Raw genomic sequence first — 21,549 nt, forward strand, 5'->3', positions numbered from 1 at the left:
ACCACCAGGGAGGAATTACCGATGAAGATGAAACTAGGTACTATGACCGTTGCGGCCATGATGGCGGCAAGCCCGGTATTGGCGGACCTTGTGTTCCCGAGCCTGAGCTATCGGACGGGCCCATATGCGGCGGGCGGCATTCCGTTTGCGGATGGCTATGCCGATTACTTTACGTTGCTGAACGAGCGCGATGGCGGCATCGGCGGTGTTGCGGCGCGGGTTCTGGAATGTGAAACCGGCTATAATACCGAGAAGGGTGTGGAATGCTACGAGTCGACCAAGGGCGAGGGCGCGCTGGTCTATCAACCACTGTCGACGGGCATCACCTATCAGCTGATCCCCAAGGCCACGGCGGATGACATTCCGATCCACTCGATGGGCTACGGCCGGACATCCGCCGCCAATGGCGAAGTCTTCAGCCACGTGTTCAACTATCCGGCCAACTACTGGAACGGCGCGTCGGGTGCGATCAACTATCTGATGAGCCAAGGCGACATTTCCGGCAAGAAGATCGCGCTGGTCTATCACAACTCTGCCTATGGCAAGGAGCCGATCCGTACGCTCGAAGAGCTGTCGGAAAAGCACGGTTTCGAGCTCATGCTGGTGGCGGTGGATCACCCCGGCCAGGAACAGAAGTCGCAATGGTTGCAGATCCGTCGTGAGCGTCCCGACAATGTCATCATGTATGGCTGGGGTGTCATGAACCAGGTTGCCATCCAAGAGGCGGCGAACATCCGGTTCCCGATGGAGAACTTTATCGGCATCTGGTGGTCCGGATCGGAAAACGACGTGCTGCCAGCAGGCGACGCGGCGAACGGGTACAAGGCGCTGACCTTCCACGGCGTGGGCAGCGATTTCCCGGTGTTTGACGACATCAAGACGCATGTGGTCGACAAGGGTCTCGCCGCCGGTTCGGGCGATCAGATCGGGACCGTCCTGTATAACCGCGGGCTTTATGCGGCGATGCTTGCCGCTGAGGCCGCCAAGACGGCGCAGGGCATTCACGGCACAGGCGACATTACCCCTGCGATGATGCGCGACGGTATGGAAGCGCTGGAGATCACCGAAGCGAAGATGACCGATCTGGGCCTGCCCGGTTTCGGCCCGTCGTTTAACGTGTCCTGTGCAAACCACGGCGGTCCCGGCCTGATCGGCATGACGCAGTGGGATGCAAGCAGCAAGACATGGTCGCTGATCTCTGAATTCGGTGAGACGGACATGGGCGTGATCCAGCCGCTGATCGATGAGGACAGCGCGGCCTATGCCAGCGAGAACGGCATCGAGCCCGGCTGTAACTAAGACATACCCCGGCGGCGGCACCCGTTGCCGCCGGGGATTTGCATATTTTTGGAACAATGAAGGTGGGGTCATGCTGGACAGCCAGACGGAAGCCGAGACCGTTCTTGAGGTCAACAATATCGAGGTGATCTATAATCACGTGATCCTTGTGTTGAAGGGCGTGAGCCTGAAGGTGCCCAAGGGTGGGATCACGGCCTTGCTGGGTGGCAATGGTGCGGGCAAGACCACCACGTTGAAATCCATCTCCGGCCTGTTGGCCAGTGAGCGGGGAGAGGTGACCAAGGGGTCGATCCTCTATCGCGGGGCGAACACCGCCCATGCGGATCCTGCCGATCTGGTCAAGCGCGGGGTTGTTCAGGTGATGGAGGGCCGTCACTGTTTCGAGCACCTCACCGTGGAAGAGAACCTGTTGACCGGGGCCTATACGCGGTCCGATGGCAAGGGAGCCATCGCGGCGGATCTCGAGATGGTCTATGACTATTTTCCGCGTCTGAGGGAGCGGCGAAAGTCGCAGGCCGGGTACACCTCCGGGGGTGAGCAGCAGATGACGGCCATTGGCCGCGCGTTGATGAGCAGGCCCGAGACGATCTTGCTGGATGAACCGAGCATGGGGCTTGCGCCGCAGCTGGTGGAGCAGATTTTCGAGATCGTGAAGTCGGTAAACGAGAATGAGGGTGTGACCTTTCTTCTGGCCGAACAGAACACCAACGTGGCGCTGCGCTTTGCGCATTACGGATACATTCTGGAATCGGGTCGCGTGGTGATGGACGGCCCCGCAGCAGAGTTGCGTGAGAACCCGGATGTGAAGGAATTCTACCTGGGTATGTCGGACGAGGGGCGCAAATCGTTCCGCGATGTGCGGTCCTATCGGCGGCGCAAACGTTGGCTGAGCTGATGGAGCGGGTTGCGTGCCGCACCCCCGCCGCCGGTCGGGATGGGGTCACGAACATTCCGGCCTGGAAGTTCGATGCCGTGCGCAGCGCCATTCTGGAGGCGCTGGCAGATGGGCCCGTTCTGTACAAGGACCTGAACGCAGCCGTTGAGGCGCGGCTTGGACGCCAGACGCTGGACGATCTGGGCAAGCTGGGATGGCACGTGGTGACGGTGAAGTTGGAAATGGAAGTGCGGGGCGAGATCGAGCGCCTTGATGTCAAGGGTCCGCAACAGATCAGGGCGGTGTGAGCGATGCTGGACAAGGTATATTACGACGATCTGGAAACGCGGTCTTCGGACGCGCGCCATGCTGCGCAACTGGACGCGGTTAATCAGCAGTTGGCCCGTGTTGCCGCGGCCGAGGGGTCGTGTTTGCCGGATATTGGCAAGCTGAAATACCTCGAAGACCTCGCGCATCTGCCGGTGCTGCGCAAATCCGAGCTGGCCAAGTGGCAGGCGGAAAAGCCCCCGTTTGGCGGGATGCCGGTGGCGCATGTGGCGCACGTGTTCCAGTCACCGGGACCGATCTATGAACCCGGCGGGATCAGCCACGACTGGTGGCGCATGGGGCGGTTTCTGCATGCGGCGGGTTTTGGCCCGGGCGATGTGGTGCAGAACTGCTTTGGCTATCATCTGACGCCTGCCGGCATGATTTTTGAGAATGGGGCGCGGGCCGTGGGGGCGACCGTGTTGCCCGCAGGTACCGGCCAGACGGAATTGCAAGTAACTGCCGCGCGCGATGTGGGCAGCACCGCCTATGCCGGGACTCCGGATTACCTCAAGGTCATTCTGGACAAAGCCGACGAGATGGGGGTGACGCTGGGCATCACAAAGGCGGCTGTGGGGGGCGGGGCGCTGTTCCCGTCACTGCGCCAGCATTATGCCGACCGCGGGATCAGCTGCATGCAGTCCTATGCCACAGCGGATCTGGGCAATATCGCCTATGAAAGCCCTGCGATGGAGGGGATGATCGTGGACGAGGGCGTGATCGTCGAGATCGTGACGCCCGGCACGGGGGATCCCGTGGCGCCGGGAGACGTGGGCGAAGTCATCGTGACCTCGCTCAACCCCGACTATCCGCTGATCCGATTTGCCACTGGCGACATGAGCGCCGTGATGCCGGGCCAAAGCCCCTGCGGGCGCACAAATATGCGCATCAAGGGGTGGATGGGGCGCGCGGATCAGACGACCAAGATCAAGGGTATGTTTGTCCGTCCCGAGCAGGTGGCGGCGCTTGTGGCCAAGCACGACGAGGTGGCGCGCGCGCGTGTCATCGCCCGCCGCGAGGGCGAGCAGGATGCGCTGACGGTTCAGATCGAGACGGCGGAGGGCGCGCCTGAGGCCTATGCACAAAGCGTGGCAGAGACCCTCAAGCTGCGCGGGGTCATCGAGGTTCACGCGCCGGGCAGCTTGCCGCGGGACGGGTTGGTGATCGAGGACCAGCGCAGCTATGATTGATCGCGGGCCGGGGTCTGGAAACCCGATCAAAAAAGTCTGATAAGGGGCGGACACAAACGATAGGCGTGCCGTGGCCCTGAGCGCATCCCCATTTTCGACACCCCGGCGGGCGCGGTCCACGCCGCGGCTTTTGTCCGTGTTGGGTTGGGCCATCGCGTGCATTTGTCTGCTGCCGATGGTGGCTGTCGCTCTGGCCGCTGTCACGGGTGGAACCGAGACGTTGACGCACCTGTTGGGAAGCGTTTTGGCGCGCTATGCGGGGAACACTGTCCTGTTGGTTCTACTTGTGTCGTTTGGCACGTTTGCGCTGGGGGTCGGGGCCGCCTGGCTGGTGACGATGACGCGGTTTCCCGGAGTGCGCGTCTTTGAGATCGCGCTGGTCCTGCCGCTGGCCTTTCCGGCCTATGTGCTGGCCTATGCGTATACACATATCCTTGATCACCCGGGCATCGTGCAAAGCAGCCTGCGGGCCTTGATGGGCTGGGGACCACGCGATTACTGGTTCCCCGAGATCCGCAGCCTGGGTGGCGCGGCGGCTATGCTGGTGCTGGTGCTGTATCCTTATGTCTACCTGTTGGCGCGGGCGTCGTTTCTACAACAAAGCGGGTCGACCTTTATGGCGGCGCGGGCGTTGGGGTCGCGCCCGTTGCATGCTTTTTTCCGCGTGAGCCTGCCGCTGGCCCGGCCCGCGATTGCGGCGGGTGTTCTGCTTGCGGTGATGGAGACCATCGCGGATTTCGGTACGGTCGCCTATTTCGGGGTCCAGACCTTTGCCACCGGGATCTACACCAGCTGGTTTTCGCTGGCTGACCGGGCCGGGGCGGCACAGCTGGCGCTGTGCCTGCTGTCCTTTGCGCTGTTGCTGGCGATGTTGGAGCGGGCGCAGCGGGGGCGGGCAAAGTACCATGACCCCAGCCGAGGCCAGAAACATCAGCCGCCTTTGTCGCTGGCGGGCTGGCAAGCGGCGGCGGCCATGGTGCTGTGTGGAGTGCCGGTCCTTTTTGGGGCCGTCGTGCCGGTGGTCGCGCTCTTCAGTCTTGGCCTCGGGTCCGAGCAGGATCTGCTGAGCCCGCGTTACCTGGGATTTGTGCGCAACTCGCTGACGCTGGCGTCGGTAGCGGCGGTGCTGACCTTGGGGGCGGCGATCATCCTGGGGTATTACCAGCGCACACGTCCCGGACGGTCTTCTGCGGCGGCAACCTATGCGGCGCGGCTGGGATATGCGGTGCCCGGCGGGGTGATCGCCGTTGGTCTGCTGGTGCCCTTTGCGGCACTCGACAATGCCGTGGATGCGTGGATGCGTCAGACTTTCGAAATCTCGACCGGGTTGCTGATCACGGGGTCCATCTGGCTTTTGGTATTTGCCTATATGGTGCGGTTTCTGGCAGCGGCCTTGGGGGCCTACGAGGGTGGGCAGGCGTTGGTCCATTCCAATATGGACGCGGCCAGCCGATCACTCGGTAAAGGGCCATTTGCCACACTGCGGCGGGTGCACCTGCCAATCCTGACGCCCAGCCTGCTGACTGCGCTGCTGATCGTGTTTGTCGATGTGATGAAGGAACTGCCTGCCACATTGATCATGCGGCCGTTCAATTTCGACACTTTGGCGGTGCAGGCCTACCGGCTGGCGTCCGACGAACGGCTGGACGGTGCGGCGGTGCCCAGCCTTGTGATCGTGGCGGTCGGTCTGTTGCCCGTGATCCTGATCTGCCGTCAGGTGGGCCGCCGTTAGGACGTGCAGGTGGGCAGGTCGACGCGCGCCGTGCCGGTGGCGTCGAATGTGCCTTCCATGCCCGCAACGCGCAACGTTGCGCCCACCATTTCGGACCCGTCCACGGTAATTTGTCGCGTACTGGTGGTGTCATCGATGTCGATGGTAAAGGCCAGCACCTCGCCCGGTGCGAGGCCGTCCAGCGACAGGGTCAGTGCGCTGTCACCATCGGTCACGGCGGATGTGCGTGCGCTGCCTGTCACCCACTCCAGCGGTTGAAACACTTCGACCCCGGCGCCTGCGCCGGTGGTGTCAAAGATGAGGCCCGCGGGCGCGGTACCCAGATCGATCACGAGGTCCGTGGCGGACGCCGCACATGCGCCGTCATAGGTGACCGTGAACCGATCCTTGGGCGCGCCGTCGCGAAACGTGACGGTCAATGAGGCAGACAGGGCAGGGGTTGCCGCGCACAGGCAGGCGAGGAGAAGCGGTAGACGCATGGCATGGGCCTTTCGGGGCGAGGGTATGTCCGGCCTCCACCTAGCCTGCGCGCGCGTCGCGGCAACCGTGCCTAGCTGTCTGTGCTGCCGATCTTGTCCTGCGTCCGGGTGTCAAAGTCCGACGCGTCGTGCCGTTCGTGCAATTGCAGTTCAGGCTCACCAAAGGCACGGTTTACCATGCGGCCCCGCAACGTGGCCGGGCGGGCGTCGATCTTCTTGGCCCACGCGACCACATTCTCATAGCTTTCGACATCCAGAAATTCGGCAGCAGAGTAGAGCCGCCCGAGGCACAGCTGACCATACCAAGGCCAGATCGCCATATCCGCGATGGTGTAATCGTCGCCCGCAATGAACGGCTTGTCCGCCAGTTCGCGGTTTAGCACATCCAGTTGCCGTTTGCTTTCCATCGCGTAGCGGTTGATCGGGTATTCATATTTTTCCGGTGCGTAGGCATAGAAGTGGCCAAAGCCGCCGCCCAAGAAGGGGGCAGATCCCATTTGCCACATCAGCCAGTTCATCACCTCGGTTCGCGCGGGGCCGGAGGCGGGCAGGAACATACCGAACTTTTCGGCCAAGTGGATCAGGATCGACCCGCTCTCAAACACGCGCAGCGGCGTGTCCCCGGATCGGTCGATCAGCGCGGGGATCTTGGAGTTCGGGTTCGCATCGACAAAGCCGGAACCGAACTGGTCGCCTTCGCCGATGTTGACAAGCCACGCGTCATATTCGGCCTCGGTCACGCCTGCGGCGAGCAGCTCTTCGAACAGCATTGTCACCTTCACGCCGTTGGGCGTAGCAAGGGAATAGAGCTGGAACGGATGCTTGCCGACAGGCAGTTCCTTGTCCGACGTCGGGCCCGCGATGGGTCGGTTGATCGACGCAAAGTGGCCGCCGGATTCGCTGTCCCATGTCCATTTGGTGGGCGGTGTGTAGGTTGGATCACTCATCTGACAGGCCTTTTCATATCTGGTGCTGGGTCAAACCTATGCCGTGCAGCGCCGCCCGCAAGGGCGCGGGCTGTGCATCTGTGAACAGGTCTGTGGGTGCGATGGTGTCAGAACCCTTCGAGGTTCCGCGGATTGTAGTCATTCGACGGATCATCCCGCCGCGCCAGCGCCGAGGGGTGCACTACGGCACCGGGCGGGATGTACCGCGGCTGACCCAGTGGAAAATAATATCCAAGCCAGGATTTTTGATCCGGCCAGCGGCACCTGCGGCGTAGCCGCGGGACACCTTCCAATACGAACCATCCTTTGAGCATCTGGCTGTGCAGCGGCGCATTGTGATCGGGCTTGGAGATCTTGAGATTCATCTTTTTGGTGACCTTGTCCTCCTTGCCCAGGACATAGCGATCATAGGTGATGTCGCGGAAAGCAAGGCCATCGACCTCCAGCGCGTCCAGTTCTTCGCGCATCCAGTGCAGTGTCAGTTTGGCTAGGCCTGCCTCGGCCTCGGGTACGGACCCGGCGACATCCGTATGCGTGCCGGCGAACCAGACCTGTTTGACGTCCTGATCGGGGGGATTGCGTTTGGACTGGAACCGGGTGCCGTGATATTTTTGACCGTCGGTCCAGAACTGATGCCGGAAAAAGCGCCGGGTTTCGTCGATGGCCAGCACGTGGCGCACGGATTCGACGGACGGGTTCTCGTCCACGCTGGAATGCAGGATGTAGTTCACGAACGTGCCCCAGGACGGTTTGACCTGTAACATCGAGCTGACCGTATCCCACAGGCCCATGAACCGGATGGGAGGGTGCGTCATCTGAAATGCCTTTTCCAGCATCCGCAGCTTGGCGTGTTTGACACGCGGGTCATCCTTGCGAAGCCTGCGCCACGCCTGAAACACCGGTGAGACCAAGTGGAATTCCTCGGGCCTGACCAGGCCGAAATCATTGATGAACCCTGCCAGAACACGTGCGGTATAGGCCCCGCGCGAATAGCCGAACATGTAAATGCGGTCACCATCGCGGTAGTTCTTGCACAGAAATTCAAAGGCGCGCAGGACGTTGGTTTCCAGCCCTAGACCGGCCACCAGCCCAAGCACCAGCTTGGGCTTGGTCAGTACCGCGCGGGTAAAGGGCCGGGTGTCCAGAGTGCCAACGCCGGGGTTGTAATAGACCAGCTGATCCTCTGACCGCTCAAGGCATTTATAGAGCCGCAGTATGTTGGATTCGTTGGTTTCGATTTCGTTGCCCGTGCCGTCGAGGCAGACCACAAGTTTGCGCGACATGGTCTTTCCCTTTTTTCAATGTCGTGAACCAATGGGCCAAGACTACGCACGCCGGGGTAGAACGCAAACCAAACCGGCCATAGGCCGGGAAAAACAGGCCGGTGCCCGCCCGCGCACAAAGAAAAAGGCCGCCCCGGTCTGGGACGGCCTTTTGATTGTGACATTTGCTGCGGGGCTTAGCCCTGGCGTGCTTTGAACCGGCGCTGCGTCTTGTTGATGACGTACACACGGCCCTTGCGACGCACAACGCGGCAATCACGGTGCCGGTTTTTCAGCGAACGGAGCGAGTTGCGAACCTTCATGGCGCTTCTTCCTCATGTTTCATGGCGCGAAGCAGCGCCGGGTTGCGTTTTGGCACGAGTGTGCCTGTGTCATGTGCCGCGCGGGTTGCCCCGGTTGGCGGAATAGGTGGTGGGCGATACAAGGATCGAACTTGTGACCCCTTCGATGTCAACGAAGTGCTCTACCGCTGAGCTAATCGCCCACTTTGGCCCGCTTGCATTGCCTGCCCACAATAAAAGTGGGCGCGGAAATCCGCGCCGGGTGAGGGGCGTATAAAAGGAGTCGATGGCATGATCAAGGGCTTTTGGCTTTGTGGTGTGTTGCGCTATGTTGGCGCACAGAGGAGTCCCGATGCCCAAGGTCGCTTACGAAGTCATGCACCCGGAAAAACGCAGCTCTTGCGTTGTGTTTGCGTCACCGCATTCGGGGCGGGATTACCCGTGGAGCTTTCTGCGCCGTACGCAGCTGGATGAAAAGACGATCCGGTCGTCCGAGGACGCGTTTGTCGACCGTTTGTTCGATGTCGCGCCGCAGTTCGGTGCGCCCTTGCTGACGGCTGGTGCACCGCGCGCCTTTGTCGACCTGAACCGCAGTTCGGACGAACTGGACCCGGCCTTGATCGAAGGCGTACGGCGGCAGGGCCACAACCCGCGCATTGCCAGCGGGTTGGGCGTCATCCCGCGCGTCGTCGCCAACGGGCGCGTGATTTACCGGGGCAAGCTGAGCCGGCGCGAGGCGGACCGGCGCATCGACCTTTACTGGCACCCCTATCACCACATGCTGCAAAAGCTGTTGGATGGCGCGCATCGCAGTCATGGTCAGGCGGTCCTGATCGATTGCCATTCGATGCCGCACGAAGCGATGGACGGGATTGCACGTAGTGGCATGGCCCGGCCTGATGTGGTCTTGGGCGACCGATTTGGCGCGGCCTCGGGTGGCGAAATCGTGGATATCGTGGAGGCGGCATTCACCAGCGCAGGATTTACTGTCGCGCGCAACGCGCCCTTTGCCGGTGCCTATGTGACGCAAGCCTATGGGCGTCCGTCGCGCAATCAGCACGCCGTCCAGGTCGAGATTGACCGATCCCTCTATATGAACGAGCGGTTGATCCGGCCCAACGCCGATTTTGACGCCGTGCGCGCGCGTCTGGGTCGGGTGATCGCGGAGATTTCGTCCATCGGCCAATCGCGCCTGCCATTGGCAGCCGAGTAAATTTTCAGCGCAGCGCACGACCCTTGACGATGGCGTCATGGCCGAATTTTTCCCGGATGGCATCCGTTGCCTTTTCCGCCTGACTGCGTTTGCGCGCGTCGGGGTCCAAAAGGTCACCCGTGGCCTCGACCGTGCTGGCATCGCACAGATCACTGATTCCGCAGCCAAGCAGGCGGTAGGGCCCCTCGTCGCCCACCTGATCGAACAGCGCCCGCGCAGTGCGGTAGATCGTGTCAGCCAATTGCGCCGGTTCACGCAAAGACACGCGCCGGGTGAGCGAGGAATGGTCCCGCCGCTTTAGCTTGAGCGTGACAACCCGGCCGGCGATGTCCTTGGCCTTGGCGCGGTCCGCGACTTTCTCTGCCATGCGCCACAGATGACCGTCCAGGATGTCAGGATCGTTGGTGTCCTCGCCAAAGGTGGTTTCGTTGCTGATGGACTTCATCGGCGCATCGCGTGAGACACGTCGATGATCCTGCCCGCGTGCGAGATGCCACAGCCGTTCGCCCATCGATCCGAAGCGCGCAACAAGGTCCGCGCGGTCCCAACGCAGGAGGTCGGAGAATGTGCGTATCCCGGCCTTGTCCAGTGATGCCTGTGCCGCCGGTCCGATGCCCCAGATCAGACGCACAGGCTTGTCCCGCAGGAACGCGCCTGTCTCTGCCTCTCCGATCACGGAAAACCCGTGCGGCTTTTCCAGATCTGACGCGACTTTGGCCAGGAACTTGTTGTGGCTCAGCCCGATGGATCCGGTCAGGCCCAGCTCTTCCCGCATCCGCTTGATAAGGCGGGCCAGCATGACAGCGGGTGGCCTGCCGTGCAGTTTGGTCGTGCCACGCAGGTCGAGAAACGCTTCGTCCAGGGACAGCGGCTCGATGGCGGGGGTCATTTCCTCCATCATCTCGCGGATCGCGCGCGATGCTTCGACATAAGCGGACATGCGGGGTTTGATGATCACCGCTTCGGGACAGAGTTTGAGCGCCTGGAACATCGGCATCGCTGACCGGACCCCGCGGATGCGCGCAACATAGCAGGCGGTCGACACGACACCGCGCCGGCCACCGCCAATGATGACCGGTTTGCCCTCAAGGCTGGGATCATCGCGTTTTTCAACTGATGCATAAAAGGCGTCGCAATCCATATGCGCGATGGCAAGGTCGAACAGTTCGGGATGGGCCACGACGCGCGGGCTGCCGCAGGCGGGGCACCGCGGCAGGGTATCAAAATCGGTCAGACAATCGCGACAAAGGCTGGGCATGGGAACGCGGAGTGGCTAGGTCTGCGCGTATACACCACGCAGAGAGGCTTGGATATGGCGGGACGTGTGATCGGGGCAAAGCTGGCCCTGTTTGTAGGTGACAAATTGGCAAGCTTGCAACGTGATAACACGCCCGGCCTGCTGTGGGCCAACCATTGGGACCTGCCGGGCGGCGGGATCGAGCCGGGCGAGACGCCATTGCAATGCGCGCTGCGTGAAACGCACGAGGAACTGACGTTGCGGATTGATCCGCGCCTGGTCCGGTGGGGGCGCGATTATGGCGCATCGCGCGGCGAGATTTCGTGGTTTTTTGCTGCGCACGTGCCTGCGGCCGTCGAGGCGGATATCGTGCTGGGCGACGAGGGGCAGGGCTGGACCTTGATGGAGGTTGACACGTTTCTGGATCACGAATTGGTTGTACCGCAATTCAAGCCACGCCTGCGCGACTATCTGGCTGGCGTAAAATCGGCACCCTTTACATGAAAGGCCCCCCGCGTTCCGCGGGGGGAGGTGACGAACCTCAGGAAGAGTCGGCTCGTCGGGGAGTATCACCTGTCCACCACCATACCACTTAGACGGGTTGACGCTAGGTCAGGAAAACCTGACCGTGCAATATACGGTGGTCTGTTGCGGTGAAGGCACAAATGGTTGATGCGTCAAACACTGAATCGGCAGCACTTTGTGATCTGTGGACAACCGAAATTGCGTATGCGTGTCAGTGGTTTGGCGACTGCGCCTGAGGGCTGGACAGTTCGTTCAAAACGGCCTGGGCTGCAGTGCGTGGATTTTCAGCACGCCAGATGGGGCGCCCGACCACAACATGGTCCGCGCCGTTTGCAATGGCATTCGCAGGAGTCGCGACCCGCTTCTGATCGCCCAGATCCGCGCCTGCGGGCCGCACCCCCGGCGTCACGATCAGCTTGTCATGCGCATTGGGAAGTGCGCGGATGGCTGCGGCCTCGTGCGGGGACGCTATGACGCCATCGGCACCAGCGGCAAAGGCGCGCCCGGCGCGGTCCTGCACGAGGTCTGCCACATCGCCCTGCTGGATCAGGCAATCGTCAAGGTCGCCGCGATCCAGCGACGTCAGGATCGTGACGGCCAAGATCTTGAGCGACGATCCCGCCGCGCCTTCCTTGGCGGCCTGAACCACGTGCGGGTCCCCGTGTACCGTCAGGAAATCGAGGTCGAACTGGGCCAGACCCCGCACCGCAGCCTCGACCGTGGCGCCAATGTCGAAGAGTTTCATGTCGAGGAAGATGCGTTTGCCATGTTCCTGCTTGAGCTCATTTGCCAAAGCCAGCCCGCCGCCCGTCAGCATCCCGAGCCCGATCTTGTAGAAACTGACGCTGTCGCCCAGTGTTTGCGCCAGTTCCAGTCCCGCCACCGCGTTCGGAACGTCCATCGCCACGATCAGTCTGTCATCCGCCATCTTGCCGCCCCTCGTTGATCCGGTCGGGTGATACGGCACAGACCGGGCGAAAGTCCACAAATGAAAAAAGCCCGGATGTCAGGGACACCCGGGCAAGTGATCAGAGACGTTGCAGGCAGGCACGTGTCTCTGGTGTCTCGGGTCGCGGGCGCTTTTGCGGGGGACAGAAATCGCAAGGCGGGCCTGCGGCCGAGAATTCTGGATCAGGCCGCTTGGGGCGGCGCGCTGGCGAACCGGTCGATGACCATGGTGCGCAGACCGCGGCGGCGCATCGGGCGACGGGGGGCTGCCGCTTGGGGCATGTGTACGGAATCGCTCCGACCATGGGTGTGGCGGCGCATGGCCTGGGTCGCTAGCCCGGCGGCTGCGTCCTCGAATTCCATGGTGATGGGGGCCTCGATAGCGCAGGCATAGCTGCGGGCACCGGATGTGTCATGGACGGTCACGCGTGCTTCGAACGACTGGTTTGTCGCGTTATAGATCACGTCACTCAGTTGCAGCGGCACAGTTTGCATTGGAACACCTGTATGTTGTTGTCTTGCTCTCATGGTTAACAACATGATCACTCGCGAATCGAAAAAAAGGGGGAATGCCCGTCAAATTGGCTCACGGATTCGTGGTCTTGGCGGGTGAATCGGCCTAAAATTGCTGCAAGATATTGATTAAAAAATAAAATTTAAGAAACCCACAGTATGGGTGACGCCATACGCCTCCGGTTCTATATCGGCGGATTTCTGCCATAATCCGTTGTTATATCAAGGAAATTACCCTCATTTTTGGATGATCTGTCAACCAAACGGCGCCGGTTCATGACGTATCCGGATGGACAGAAATGCGCCCAATTCGAGCGTGCAGTCCCTTGAGAACCGCGCGCACGGTCACCATCTCTTCTGCGAAGGCCCAAAGGGCTGTGTGCCTCCGATGAGGGCGCGGCAGATCTGGGCGCTGAACAAGGAGAGAAACGATGGACTTGAGCAAGTTCACGGAGCGTTCGCGCGGTTTTGTCCAAGCGGCGCAGACAATCGCGACACGCGAAAACCACCAACGATTGACACCAGAGCATCTGCTAAAGGCGCTGATGGACGATGATCAGGGTCTCGCAGCCAACCTGATCACCAAGGCCGGCGGCGACCCTGCGCGTGTTCTGACCCACGTGGATCAGACGTTGGCCAAGCATCCCAAGATCACCGGCGACGCAGGCCAGATGTACCTGGACAATGCGACCGGCAAGGTATTGGCCGAGGCCGAGGCGCTGGCCAAAAAAGCGGGCGACAGCTTTGTCCCCGTGGAACGGGTGCTGATGGCGCTTGGCATGGTGAAATCCGCTGCCAAGGATGCGCTGGAGGCAGGCCGCGTGAACCCGCAGGCGCTGAACACCGCGATCAACGACATCCGCAAGGGCCGCACGGCTGACACCGCGAGTGCGGAGGACGGCTATGATGCCTTGAAGAAATACGCGCTGGATCTGACGGAACGGGCCGAAGCAGGCAAGATTGACCCGATCATTGGCCGCGACGAGGAAATCCGCCGCGCGATGCAGGTGCTGTCCCGCCGGACCAAGAACAACCCCGTGCTGATCGGGGAACCCGGCGTCGGTAAGACCGCCATCGCCGAAGGGCTGGCCCTGCGCATCGTGAATGGCGACGTTCCTGAATCCCTGCGCAACAAACGTCTGTTGGCGCTGGACATGGGCGCGCTGATCGCGGGCGCAAAGTATCGCGGTGAGTTCGAAGAGCGGCTCAAAGCCGTGCTGACCGAGGTGACCGAGGCCGCGGGCGAGATCATTCTGTTTATCGACGAAATGCACACGCTGGTTGGCGCGGGCAAATCGGACGGGGCCATGGACGCGGCGAACCTGATCAAACCGGCGCTTGCGCGAGGCGAATTGCACTGTGTTGGTGCCACAACGCTCGATGAGTACCGCAAATATGTCGAGAAAGACGCGGCGCTGGCCCGTCGATTCCAGCCCGTTCTGGTTGAAGAGCCGACTGTCGAGGACACGATCAGCATCCTGCGCGGCATCAAGGAGAAATACGAGCTGCACCACGGTGTGCGGATCTCTGACTCGGCGCTGGTGACGGCGGCGACGTTGTCGCACCGCTATATCACCGACCGGTTTCTGCCCGACAAGGCCATCGACCTGATGGACGAGGCCGCCAGCCGCTTGCGCATGGAAGTCGACAGCAAGCCCGAAGAGTTGGACGCGCTGGACCGTCAGATCCTGCAAATGCAGATCGAGGTCGAGGCGCTGCGGCTTGAGGATGATCAGGCGTCCAAGGACCGGCTGGAGACCTTGGAAAAGGACCTCGCTGACCTGGCTGAACGCAGTGCCGAGATGACGGCGCAGTGGCAGGGCGAACGGGACAAGCTGGCCTCGGCCCGCGACCTCAAGGAATCGCTGGATCAGGCACGTGCGGCGCTCGAGATTGCCAAGCGCGAGGGCAACCTCGCCAAGGCGGGCGAGCTGTCTTATGGCGTGATTCCGGAATTGGAACGCAAACTGGCCGAGGCCGAAGGTGCCGAGACAGACGCGATGGTGGCCGAGGCCGTGCGCCCCGAGCAGATCGCGAGCGTGGTCGAGCGTTGGACGGGGATCCCTACGTCCAAGATGCTGGAAGGCGAGCGTGACAAGCTGTTGCGTATGGAAGACCAGTTGCACAACCGCGTCATCGGTCAGGACAGCGCCGTGCGTGCCGTCGCGAACGCCGTGCGCCGTGCCCGTGCGGGCTTGAATGATGAGAACCGCCCGCTGGGGTCGTTCCTGTTCCTCGGGCCAACCGGCGTGGGCAAGACCGAGTTGACCAAGGCCGTGGCCGAGTTCCTCTTTGACGACGACAGCGCGATGGTGCGCATCGATATGTCGGAGTTCATGGAGAAACACGCGGTTGCCCGCCTGATCGGTGCGCCTCCGGGCTACGTCGGTTATGACGAAGGCGGTGTGCTGACCGAAGCGGTGCGGCGTCGTCCGTATCAGGTGGTGCTGTTCGACGAGGTCGAAAAGGCGCATCCGGATGTGTTCAACGTGCTGTTGCAGGTGCTGGATGATGGTGTGCTGACCGATGGGCAGGGCCGCACGGTGGATTTCAAGCAGACGCTGATCATCCTGACGTCAAACCTGGGTGCGCAGGCGCTGAGCCAGTTGCCCGACGGCGCGGACGCCAGTCAGGCGCGGCGTGATGTGATGGATGCGGTGCGTGCGCATTTCCGGCCGGAGTTCCTGAACCGTTTGGACGAGACCATCATCTTTGACCGGCTTGCACGGGCGGACATGGATGGGATCGTTACCATCCAGATGGCGCGGCTGCTCAAGCGGCTGGCGGCCCGCAAGATCGAGCTGTCGCTGGACGACGGTGCACGCAAATGGCTGGCTGACGAAGGTTACGACCCGGTGTTCGGCGCGCGGCCTTTGAAACGGGTTATTCAGCGCGCGCTACAGAACCCGTTGGCGGAAATGTTGCTGGCTGGGGATATCAAGGATGGTGAAACGGTCGAGGTGTCGGCCGGCAGCGATGGTTTGATCATCGGCGACCGGGTGAGCGCATCGAACCGACCCCGCCCTGACGACGCAGTCGTCCACTAAAGTAAAAAGGCCCGCAGCGATGCGGGCCTTTTCTTTTTCCGTGATCGTTGATCAGAACAGGAAGTCTGTCGCGTCGATATCGATGACGTTGGTGTTCAGCAGAGTCAGTTCCGCTGGGCCACCGTGATCGATGACGACATTGTTGCCGTTCTGCGAGATGTTCAGATCGCCGAACGCTGCAACGCCGCCGTGGCCGGTAAAGTCGAGCATGTCCACGCCGTCTTCGAAATCGGTGATCGTGTCACGGTGCGAGTTCGCGGCCATCACGAAGACGTCTGCGCCTGCGCCGCCGGTCATCACGTCCTTGCCTGTGCCGCCGTTGATGACATCGTCGCCGTCGCCGCCCCAGAGCTTGTCGTTGCCTGCGTCGCCGTTGACGGTGTCGTTGCCGCCGTCGCCGTAGACACGGTCGTTGTTCGCGCCGCCGTTCAGGACGTCGTCGTCCGCGCCGCCAAAGATCAGGTCGTTGCCGCTGTCACCGCTGACGGTGTCGTTGCCTGCGCCGCCGGACAGTTGGTCTTTGTCGCCGCCACCGCTGATGATGTCATTGTCACCTTCGCCGAACAGCTTGTCGTTGCCAGCGCCGCCTTGCATGTGGTCGATGCCATCTGTGCCGCGCAGGTTGTCCGCTGCGTTTGTGCCGTCGATGACGTTCTCCAGAACGGTCTCTGCGAATGTCACGCTATAGGCTTCGGCAACGCCGCTGCCCTGGACTTGGAATGCAAAGCTGGTGAAGCCGGGTTGGGGGGTGAAATCGAACGAAATTGTGTTGGTGCTCAAGTCCACAGACACGCCGGAGGTTTCCACAAAGTTGCGAACCCAGCCGTTGAGCATGTTGTAATGGTCGTGTGGCACGCCATCGGACACGTGCATGGTGACCGAGTGGAAGTCGGAGCGGTTGATCAGTGTCATACCGGAGAAACCGGCGAGATCATCAACTGTCAAAGAGACGGTGTAAGTGGTGCCGGGTGTCAGGCCATTCAGGTTGATCCCGTCCTCGTGGTCGCCCACGCCCAGATTGCCGTTAAATACGTCGCCTTCGTTGATGTTATAGGAGCCGGACGCGTATGCGTTGATCGTTGCGTCGCCAGTTTCGTTGATAATAGCCATTTCAAGTGCCCTTAAGTGTTTGCCTGTTTATGTTCGGCGCCGCCTCAATCAGAGGTGGATGCCATCCGTGGGCAAAGGCTTAGGCGTGGACAAAGGCAGCAAGAGGATCGGATTAGGGAAAATTTCGAATAAATTCGTCCGTATCCTGCCGCAATTCAGCCGATTGCGGAAAATCTGTGTTCCGCGGGACGCCTTCAATGAAAAAGGCGCCCTTGTGTGGGCGCCTCTGTCAGAATGTCTGATCTGCGATTTAGATAAAGTCGAAATCGGTATTCGTCAGGTTGATGGCCAGAACGTCCTCGATCGTGATGCTGTCGCGATCACTGAGCGTGATCACCGCGTCGTCCCCGACCTGAGACAGCATCATGTCCGACACGTCGGCAAACCCGTAAAATCCGATCTGGATGATATCCATGCCTTGCTCGAAGTCAGTGATCGTGTCCGCGCGTGTCCGGTCATCGGCAAAGACAAACACATCCAAACCTGCGCCGCCCGTCAGAATGTCGTCGCCAAATCCGCCTTCGAGAGTGTCATTGCCAGCGTCACCGTGCATGAGGTCTTTGCCCGCGCCGCCCAGCAGGCTGTCATTCCCGGTGCCGCCATACAGTCGATCATTGCCGTTCTCGCCAATCAACGTGTCCGCACCGTCGCCGCCAAACAGGCGGTCATTTGCATTCTCTCCGTTGATGAGATCGTTGCCGAGGTGGCCGATCAGCAGGTCATTGTCCGAACCGCCCAGAATGGTGTCGTTCCCGGTGCCGCCGTTGATGCGATCCCTGCCAGAGCCACCCATCAGAAGGTCGTTGCCCTGACCGCCGTCGATCGTGTCCTGACCTTCGCCACCGTCAATCGTGTCGTTGCCGGCCAGTCCCCGTACACTGTCCGCGCCGCCGCCCATGTCATAGGAATCGGCTCCTGTTGTGCCGTTGATCTTGTCGCCACTGTCTGTCAGCGTGATCACCGGAACCGGGGCCAGGATGAAATCGTCATTGGTCAGCGCCGCCGCGGTCAATCCGGTCAGCTCGATATAATTGCCGTCGCCGGTGTTGATGCGCGCGCCGCTGCCCAGGTCCTGAATCGTGACCTGAGCGATATCCCAGATGCCGAACATGGACAGATCGATCAGGTCTTCGCCCTGGGTAAAGTCGGTGATCGTGTCTTGGCCTTCGCCATTGCGGAAGCGGAACGTATCGTTGCCTGCGCCGCCGGTGAGCACGTCGTTGTCTTTGCCGCCGTTGATGTCATCGGCACCTTCACCACCCAGAATGGTATCGTCGCCCTTGTCACCGATCAGGGTGTCATCGCCGCTGCCACCGTTCAGCATGTCTTGTTGGTTGCCGCCGTCGAGGATGTCGCTGTCGGCCCCGCCGAACAAGACGTCGCGCCCATTGCCACCGAGCAAGGTGTCGTTGCCGTCATCGCCGTGGAGCGTGTCATTGCCACATACGCCGTCAATCAGGTCATTGCCTGTGCCGCCGATCACGACATCCGAACCTCCCAGAGCGATAAAGGTATCGTTGCCACCCAAAAGGTTCACGCGGTCGGATGTCATGTTTCCGGTGACGCTGTCGTCCCCGTCCGTAAATGTGGCCATTGAAAATCTCCCCAGATGATCGGCGTAATAAAGCAGTGCACGCAAATTGGCTGGCAGGCCGGCGCGGAATGATGCGTAGCACACATTAACTCTTCGAGGCCGAAAACCGGCGCAGAATTGTCAAAATTGCGGCGTTTTCCCCTTATGCGGGCAATCCTGGTTCGCGCTTCGGAGACAATCAAGGTGCTTATGCGGCTTTGTCAGTTTGCATACGCCGCGCGGCCAGAGAATCGGGGTTGTCGGTTGCGTGTGACATGGCAAGGGTTGCGCGCGATGACAGCGATTTGCACAGTGCATCACACCAGTTAGGAGAATGCGCCATGGAGTTTGCACTGTCGGTTCTGGAGGTCTTTGTCTTTGCATTCGTTGTTGCATTGGGCATTGCGGTGGCCGCGGTAATTGTCATGTTTGTTGTCGACCGGACCCAGACAGATGACGCGATCCGCCGCAATTACCCGGTGATCGGCAGGTTCCGCGGATTGTTCACCAATCTGGGCGAGTTCTTCCGCCAGTATTTCTTTGCGATGGACCGGGAGGAGATGCCGTTCAACCGCGCGCAGCGGGAATGGATCCACCGCGCGGGTCACGGAAAGAGCAATACGGTCGCTTTCGGGTCGACGCGCAATCTGAACGTGGTAGGCACGCCGATATTCGTGAACGCCGCCTTTCCCCCTCTCGAAGATCAGTTTGCCAAGACGGCGCCAATGGTGATCGGCGAAGGCGCGCGGCATCCCTATACGGCGAATTCATTCTTCAACATCTCGGGCATGAGTTACGGTGCGATCTCCAAACCGGCTGTGCGGGCGCTCAGTCGCGGTGCCAAGTCTGCGGGGATCTGGATGAACACGGGCGAGGGCGGGCTGAGCCCCTATCACCTCGAAGGTGGGTGCGACATCGTCTTTCAAATCGGCACGGCCAAGTTCGGCGTGCGCGATACCGATGGCCAGCTAAGTGACGACAAGCTGCGCGAGGTCGCAGCCCATGAAACTGTCCGCATGTTCGAGATCAAGCTGGCGCAAGGGGCCAAGCCCGGTAAAGGCGGTATCCTGCCCGGTGCCAAGGTGACTTCGGAAATCGCAAAGATCCGCGGCCTTAATATCGGGCAGGACGGGATTTCGCCCAACCGCCATGCCGAGGTGGACGATTGGGACGATCTATTGGACCTGATCGCGCATATCCGCGAGGTCACGGGCAAACCCGTTGGCATCAAGACGGTGGTTGGCGCCGAAGAGCCGATTGCCGACCTGTTCGCGACGATAAACAAGAGGGGGGCCGATAGCGCGCCCGACTTTATTACAGTCGACGGCGGAGAAGGCGGCACCGGTGCCGCGCCCATGCCCTTGATCGATCTGGTCGGCATGTCCATCCGCGAGGCGTTGGTTATGGTCGTCGACCAGCGGGATCAGGCGGGGCTCAAGGAGCGGATCCGCGTCGTGGCCTCGGGCAAGTTGGTCAATCCCGGTGACGTGGCCTGGGCCATTGCAGCGGGCGCGGATTTCATCGCCTCCGCGCGCGGGTTCATGTTCAGCCTGGGCTGCATCCAAGCGCTCAAGTGCAACAAGAACTCCTGCCCCACGGGGATCACCACCCATGATCCCAGATTTCAAAAGGGTCTGGTCGTGGCAGACAAGGAAAAGCGTGTGGCGCAATACGCGACCGAGCTGATCCACGAGGTGGAGGTGATTGCGCATTCGGTCGGCGTGGCCGAGCCGCGCATGATGCGCCGCCGCCATGTGCGCATCATGCAGGATGATGGAAGGTCGCGCCCGCTGAACGAAATCACCCCAAGTTACAACCCGGTGACAAGCCCGTGAGGGGTTATCATTTTGTCACCCGTCCGGAACCATCTATGTGGCATGGTGTTCAAGACCTTGAGGAGAACGATTGAATGGCCCACCGCTGGAAGAACGACCTGACGCGCGCTGACGCGACGCCCTATGACGCCTTTATGAACAGACGTCAGGTGATGGGCGGGGCTTTGGGCCTCGGTCTGATCGGTGCGGCAGGGATGGCGCGTGCGCAACGCGCGCCGCTTGAGCCCAACAGCTACGAAGACATCACGCAATACAATAACTATTACGAGTTCGGAACGGGCAAGAGCGATCCCGCGCGCAACGCGCACACGCTGACAACCGAACCGTGGACCGTGGTGATCGACGGGATGGTCGATAACCCTGGCGACTACTCCATGGCGCAGATCATGGATGCGATGACGATCGAGGAGCGCATCTACCGCTTCCGCTGTGTCGAGGCGTGGTCGATGGTCATCCCGTGGAACGGATTTGAATTGGCCGATCTGCTGAACCTGGCCGGTGTGCAGGAGGGGGGTAAATACGTGGCCTTTGAAACCGCGTTGCGCCCTGACGAGATGCCCGGTGTGCGGTTCCCGGTTCTGGACTGGCCCTATGTCGAGGGGTTGCGGCTGGACGAGGCGATGCACCCGCTGACCATCATGGCGACCGGCATCTATGACAAACCCATCCCCAACCAGAACGGCGCGCCCATGCGTCTGGTGGTGCCATGGAAATATGGCTTCAAATCGATCAAGTCGATTGTGCGTATCACGGTGACGGATCAGGAGCCGCCCACTAGCTGGAACAAGGCGAACGGGCGGGAATATGGCTTCTATAGCAATGTGAACCCCGAGGTAGATCATCCGCGCTGGAGCCAGGCCAGCGAGCGCCCTGTTGGTGGCGGTCTGTTTGCCAAGCGGCAGCCGACGCTGATGTTCAACGGTTACGAGGCCGAAGTGGCCAGCCTGTATGAAGGCATGGACCTGCGCGCGAACTTCTGATGATCGTCGACCGGATCAACAAAGCGGCCCGGTGGGTCCCCACATGGGCAGTATATATAGTATACACGATCCCGGTTCCGGTCCTGTTGTATCTTGGCATGACCAATGGCCTTGGCCGCGATCCGGTCAAGGCGCTGGAACACGAGTTGGGCGAGA

Annotated in this window: 20 protein-coding genes and 1 tRNA gene (1 of these 21 running past the window's edge); 11 read left to right on the plus strand and 10 right to left on the minus strand. The window is 61.1% G+C overall.

Features of this window, described 5'->3' with window-relative positions:
• The first annotated feature begins 21 nt into the window (after window positions 1-21).
• The 5 genes from Q0949_RS01145 (at window position 22) to Q0949_RS01165 (ending at window position 5,422) form a co-directional block, all read left to right on the plus strand.
• Window positions 22-1,299: an ABC transporter substrate-binding protein gene (locus Q0949_RS01145; RefSeq protein ID WP_299367372.1), complete on the plus strand. Its 1,278-nt coding sequence runs from the start codon at window positions 22-24 to the stop codon at window positions 1,297-1,299.
• Window positions 1,300-1,369: 70 nt separating this feature from the next.
• Window positions 1,370-2,194: an ABC transporter ATP-binding protein gene (locus Q0949_RS01150; protein WP_299367375.1), complete on the plus strand. Its 825-nt coding sequence runs from the start codon at window positions 1,370-1,372 to the stop codon at window positions 2,192-2,194.
• On the plus strand, window positions 2,182-2,481 hold the full coding sequence (locus Q0949_RS01155; RefSeq protein WP_299367378.1) for a hypothetical protein: 300 nt from the start codon (window positions 2,182-2,184) through the stop codon (window positions 2,479-2,481). The genes Q0949_RS01150 and Q0949_RS01155 overlap by 13 nt, the downstream gene beginning before the upstream one ends.
• Before the next feature lie 3 nt (window positions 2,482-2,484).
• Complete coding sequence (locus Q0949_RS01160) at window positions 2,485-3,690, plus strand: phenylacetate--CoA ligase family protein (RefSeq protein ID WP_299367381.1); 1,206 nt, start codon at window positions 2,485-2,487, stop codon at window positions 3,688-3,690.
• A gap of 175 nt (window positions 3,691-3,865) precedes the next feature.
• On the plus strand, window positions 3,866-5,422 hold the full coding sequence (locus tag Q0949_RS01165) for an iron ABC transporter permease (RefSeq protein ID WP_299369467.1): 1,557 nt from the start codon (window positions 3,866-3,868) through the stop codon (window positions 5,420-5,422).
• Here Q0949_RS01165 and Q0949_RS01170 read toward each other — a convergent pair.
• From Q0949_RS01170 to Q0949_RS01190, 5 genes are all read right to left on the minus strand, one after another.
• Window positions 5,419-5,901 carry an aggregation factor core protein MAFp3, isoform C gene (locus Q0949_RS01170; protein WP_299367384.1) on the minus strand — a complete coding sequence of 161 codons (483 nt, stop codon included), beginning with the start codon at window positions 5,899-5,901 and terminating at the stop codon, window positions 5,419-5,421. The two genes, Q0949_RS01165 and Q0949_RS01170, sit on opposite strands and share 4 nt — an antisense overlap.
• A 71-nt stretch (window positions 5,902-5,972) precedes the next feature.
• Window positions 5,973-6,848: a glutathione-dependent disulfide-bond oxidoreductase gene (gene yghU / locus Q0949_RS01175; protein WP_299367386.1), complete on the minus strand. Its 876-nt coding sequence runs from the start codon at window positions 6,846-6,848 to the stop codon at window positions 5,973-5,975.
• 107 nt (window positions 6,849-6,955) lie between these two features.
• Window positions 6,956-8,131, minus strand: a complete 1,176-nt coding sequence (locus Q0949_RS01180; RefSeq protein ID WP_299367389.1) for a DUF2235 domain-containing protein — start codon at window positions 8,129-8,131, stop codon at window positions 6,956-6,958.
• Window positions 8,132-8,307: 176 nt separating this feature from the next.
• A complete protein-coding gene (gene ykgO, locus Q0949_RS01185; RefSeq protein ID WP_005850168.1) occupies window positions 8,308-8,433 on the minus strand; it encodes a type B 50S ribosomal protein L36 in 126 nt (41 codons plus the stop codon).
• A 107-nt stretch (window positions 8,434-8,540) separates the two neighbouring features.
• Window positions 8,541-8,615: transfer RNA gene (locus Q0949_RS01190), tRNA-Val, on the minus strand.
• Window positions 8,616-8,764: 149 nt separating this feature from the next.
• Here Q0949_RS01190 and Q0949_RS01195 point away from each other — a divergent pair.
• The gene (locus Q0949_RS01195) at window positions 8,765-9,625 is read left to right on the plus strand and encodes an N-formylglutamate amidohydrolase (protein WP_299367392.1); all 861 of its coding nucleotides are present in this window, start codon (window positions 8,765-8,767) and stop codon (window positions 9,623-9,625) included.
• Window positions 9,626-9,629: 4 nt separating this feature from the next.
• Here Q0949_RS01195 and Q0949_RS01200 read toward each other — a convergent pair whose 3' ends face one another.
• On the minus strand, window positions 9,630-10,883 hold the full coding sequence (locus tag Q0949_RS01200; protein ID WP_299367395.1) for a DNA polymerase IV: 1,254 nt from the start codon (window positions 10,881-10,883) through the stop codon (window positions 9,630-9,632).
• A 54-nt stretch (window positions 10,884-10,937) separates the two neighbouring features.
• Between Q0949_RS01200 and Q0949_RS01205 the strand changes: the two genes are divergently transcribed.
• A complete protein-coding gene (locus Q0949_RS01205) occupies window positions 10,938-11,366 on the plus strand; it encodes an NUDIX hydrolase (protein WP_299367398.1) in 429 nt (142 codons plus the stop codon).
• Between the two features lie 232 nt (window positions 11,367-11,598).
• Here Q0949_RS01205 and pyrF read toward each other — a convergent pair whose 3' ends face one another.
• Window positions 11,599-12,315 (minus strand): orotidine-5'-phosphate decarboxylase, encoded by a 717-nt coding sequence (gene pyrF / locus Q0949_RS01210; RefSeq protein ID WP_299367401.1) that lies wholly within the window; start codon window positions 12,313-12,315, stop codon window positions 11,599-11,601.
• A 203-nt stretch (window positions 12,316-12,518) separates the two neighbouring features.
• Window positions 12,519-12,830: an orotidine 5-phosphate decarboxylase gene (locus tag Q0949_RS01215; RefSeq protein ID WP_299367404.1), complete on the minus strand. Its 312-nt coding sequence runs from the start codon at window positions 12,828-12,830 to the stop codon at window positions 12,519-12,521.
• A gap of 449 nt (window positions 12,831-13,279) precedes the next feature.
• On the opposite strand from Q0949_RS01215, the gene clpB reads away from it, so the two are divergent.
• On the plus strand, window positions 13,280-15,895 hold the full coding sequence (gene clpB, locus Q0949_RS01220; protein WP_299367406.1) for an ATP-dependent chaperone ClpB: 2,616 nt from the start codon (window positions 13,280-13,282) through the stop codon (window positions 15,893-15,895).
• Window positions 15,896-15,946: 51 nt separating this feature from the next.
• Here clpB and Q0949_RS01225 read toward each other — a convergent pair whose 3' ends face one another.
• Both Q0949_RS01225 and Q0949_RS01230 read right to left on the minus strand, forming a co-directional pair.
• Window positions 15,947-17,005 (minus strand): calcium-binding protein, encoded by a 1,059-nt coding sequence (locus Q0949_RS01225; protein WP_299367409.1) that lies wholly within the window; start codon window positions 17,003-17,005, stop codon window positions 15,947-15,949.
• A 250-nt stretch (window positions 17,006-17,255) separates the two neighbouring features.
• Window positions 17,256-18,599: a calcium-binding protein gene (locus tag Q0949_RS01230; RefSeq protein ID WP_299367413.1), complete on the minus strand. Its 1,344-nt coding sequence runs from the start codon at window positions 18,597-18,599 to the stop codon at window positions 17,256-17,258.
• A gap of 320 nt (window positions 18,600-18,919) precedes the next feature.
• Here Q0949_RS01230 and Q0949_RS01235 point away from each other — a divergent pair, with 320 nt between their 5' ends.
• The 3 genes from Q0949_RS01235 to msrQ form a co-directional block, all read left to right on the plus strand.
• Window positions 18,920-20,413: an FMN-binding glutamate synthase family protein gene (locus Q0949_RS01235; RefSeq protein WP_299367416.1), complete on the plus strand. Its 1,494-nt coding sequence runs from the start codon at window positions 18,920-18,922 to the stop codon at window positions 20,411-20,413.
• Window positions 20,414-20,487: 74 nt separating this feature from the next.
• Complete coding sequence (msrP, locus tag Q0949_RS01240; protein ID WP_299367419.1) at window positions 20,488-21,393, plus strand: protein-methionine-sulfoxide reductase catalytic subunit MsrP; 906 nt, start codon at window positions 20,488-20,490, stop codon at window positions 21,391-21,393.
• Window positions 21,393-21,549 carry the beginning of a protein-methionine-sulfoxide reductase heme-binding subunit MsrQ gene (msrQ, locus tag Q0949_RS01245; protein WP_299367422.1) on the plus strand. Its footprint extends 446 nt past the window's final position, so 157 of the gene's 603 nt are visible here — the first part of the coding sequence; the start codon lies at window positions 21,393-21,395; the stop codon falls past the right edge of the window. The genes msrP and msrQ overlap by 1 nt, the downstream gene beginning before the upstream one ends.

The organism is uncultured Tateyamaria sp. (genome assembly GCF_947487805.1).
Classification (GTDB): Bacteria; Pseudomonadota; Alphaproteobacteria; order Rhodobacterales; family Rhodobacteraceae; genus Tateyamaria.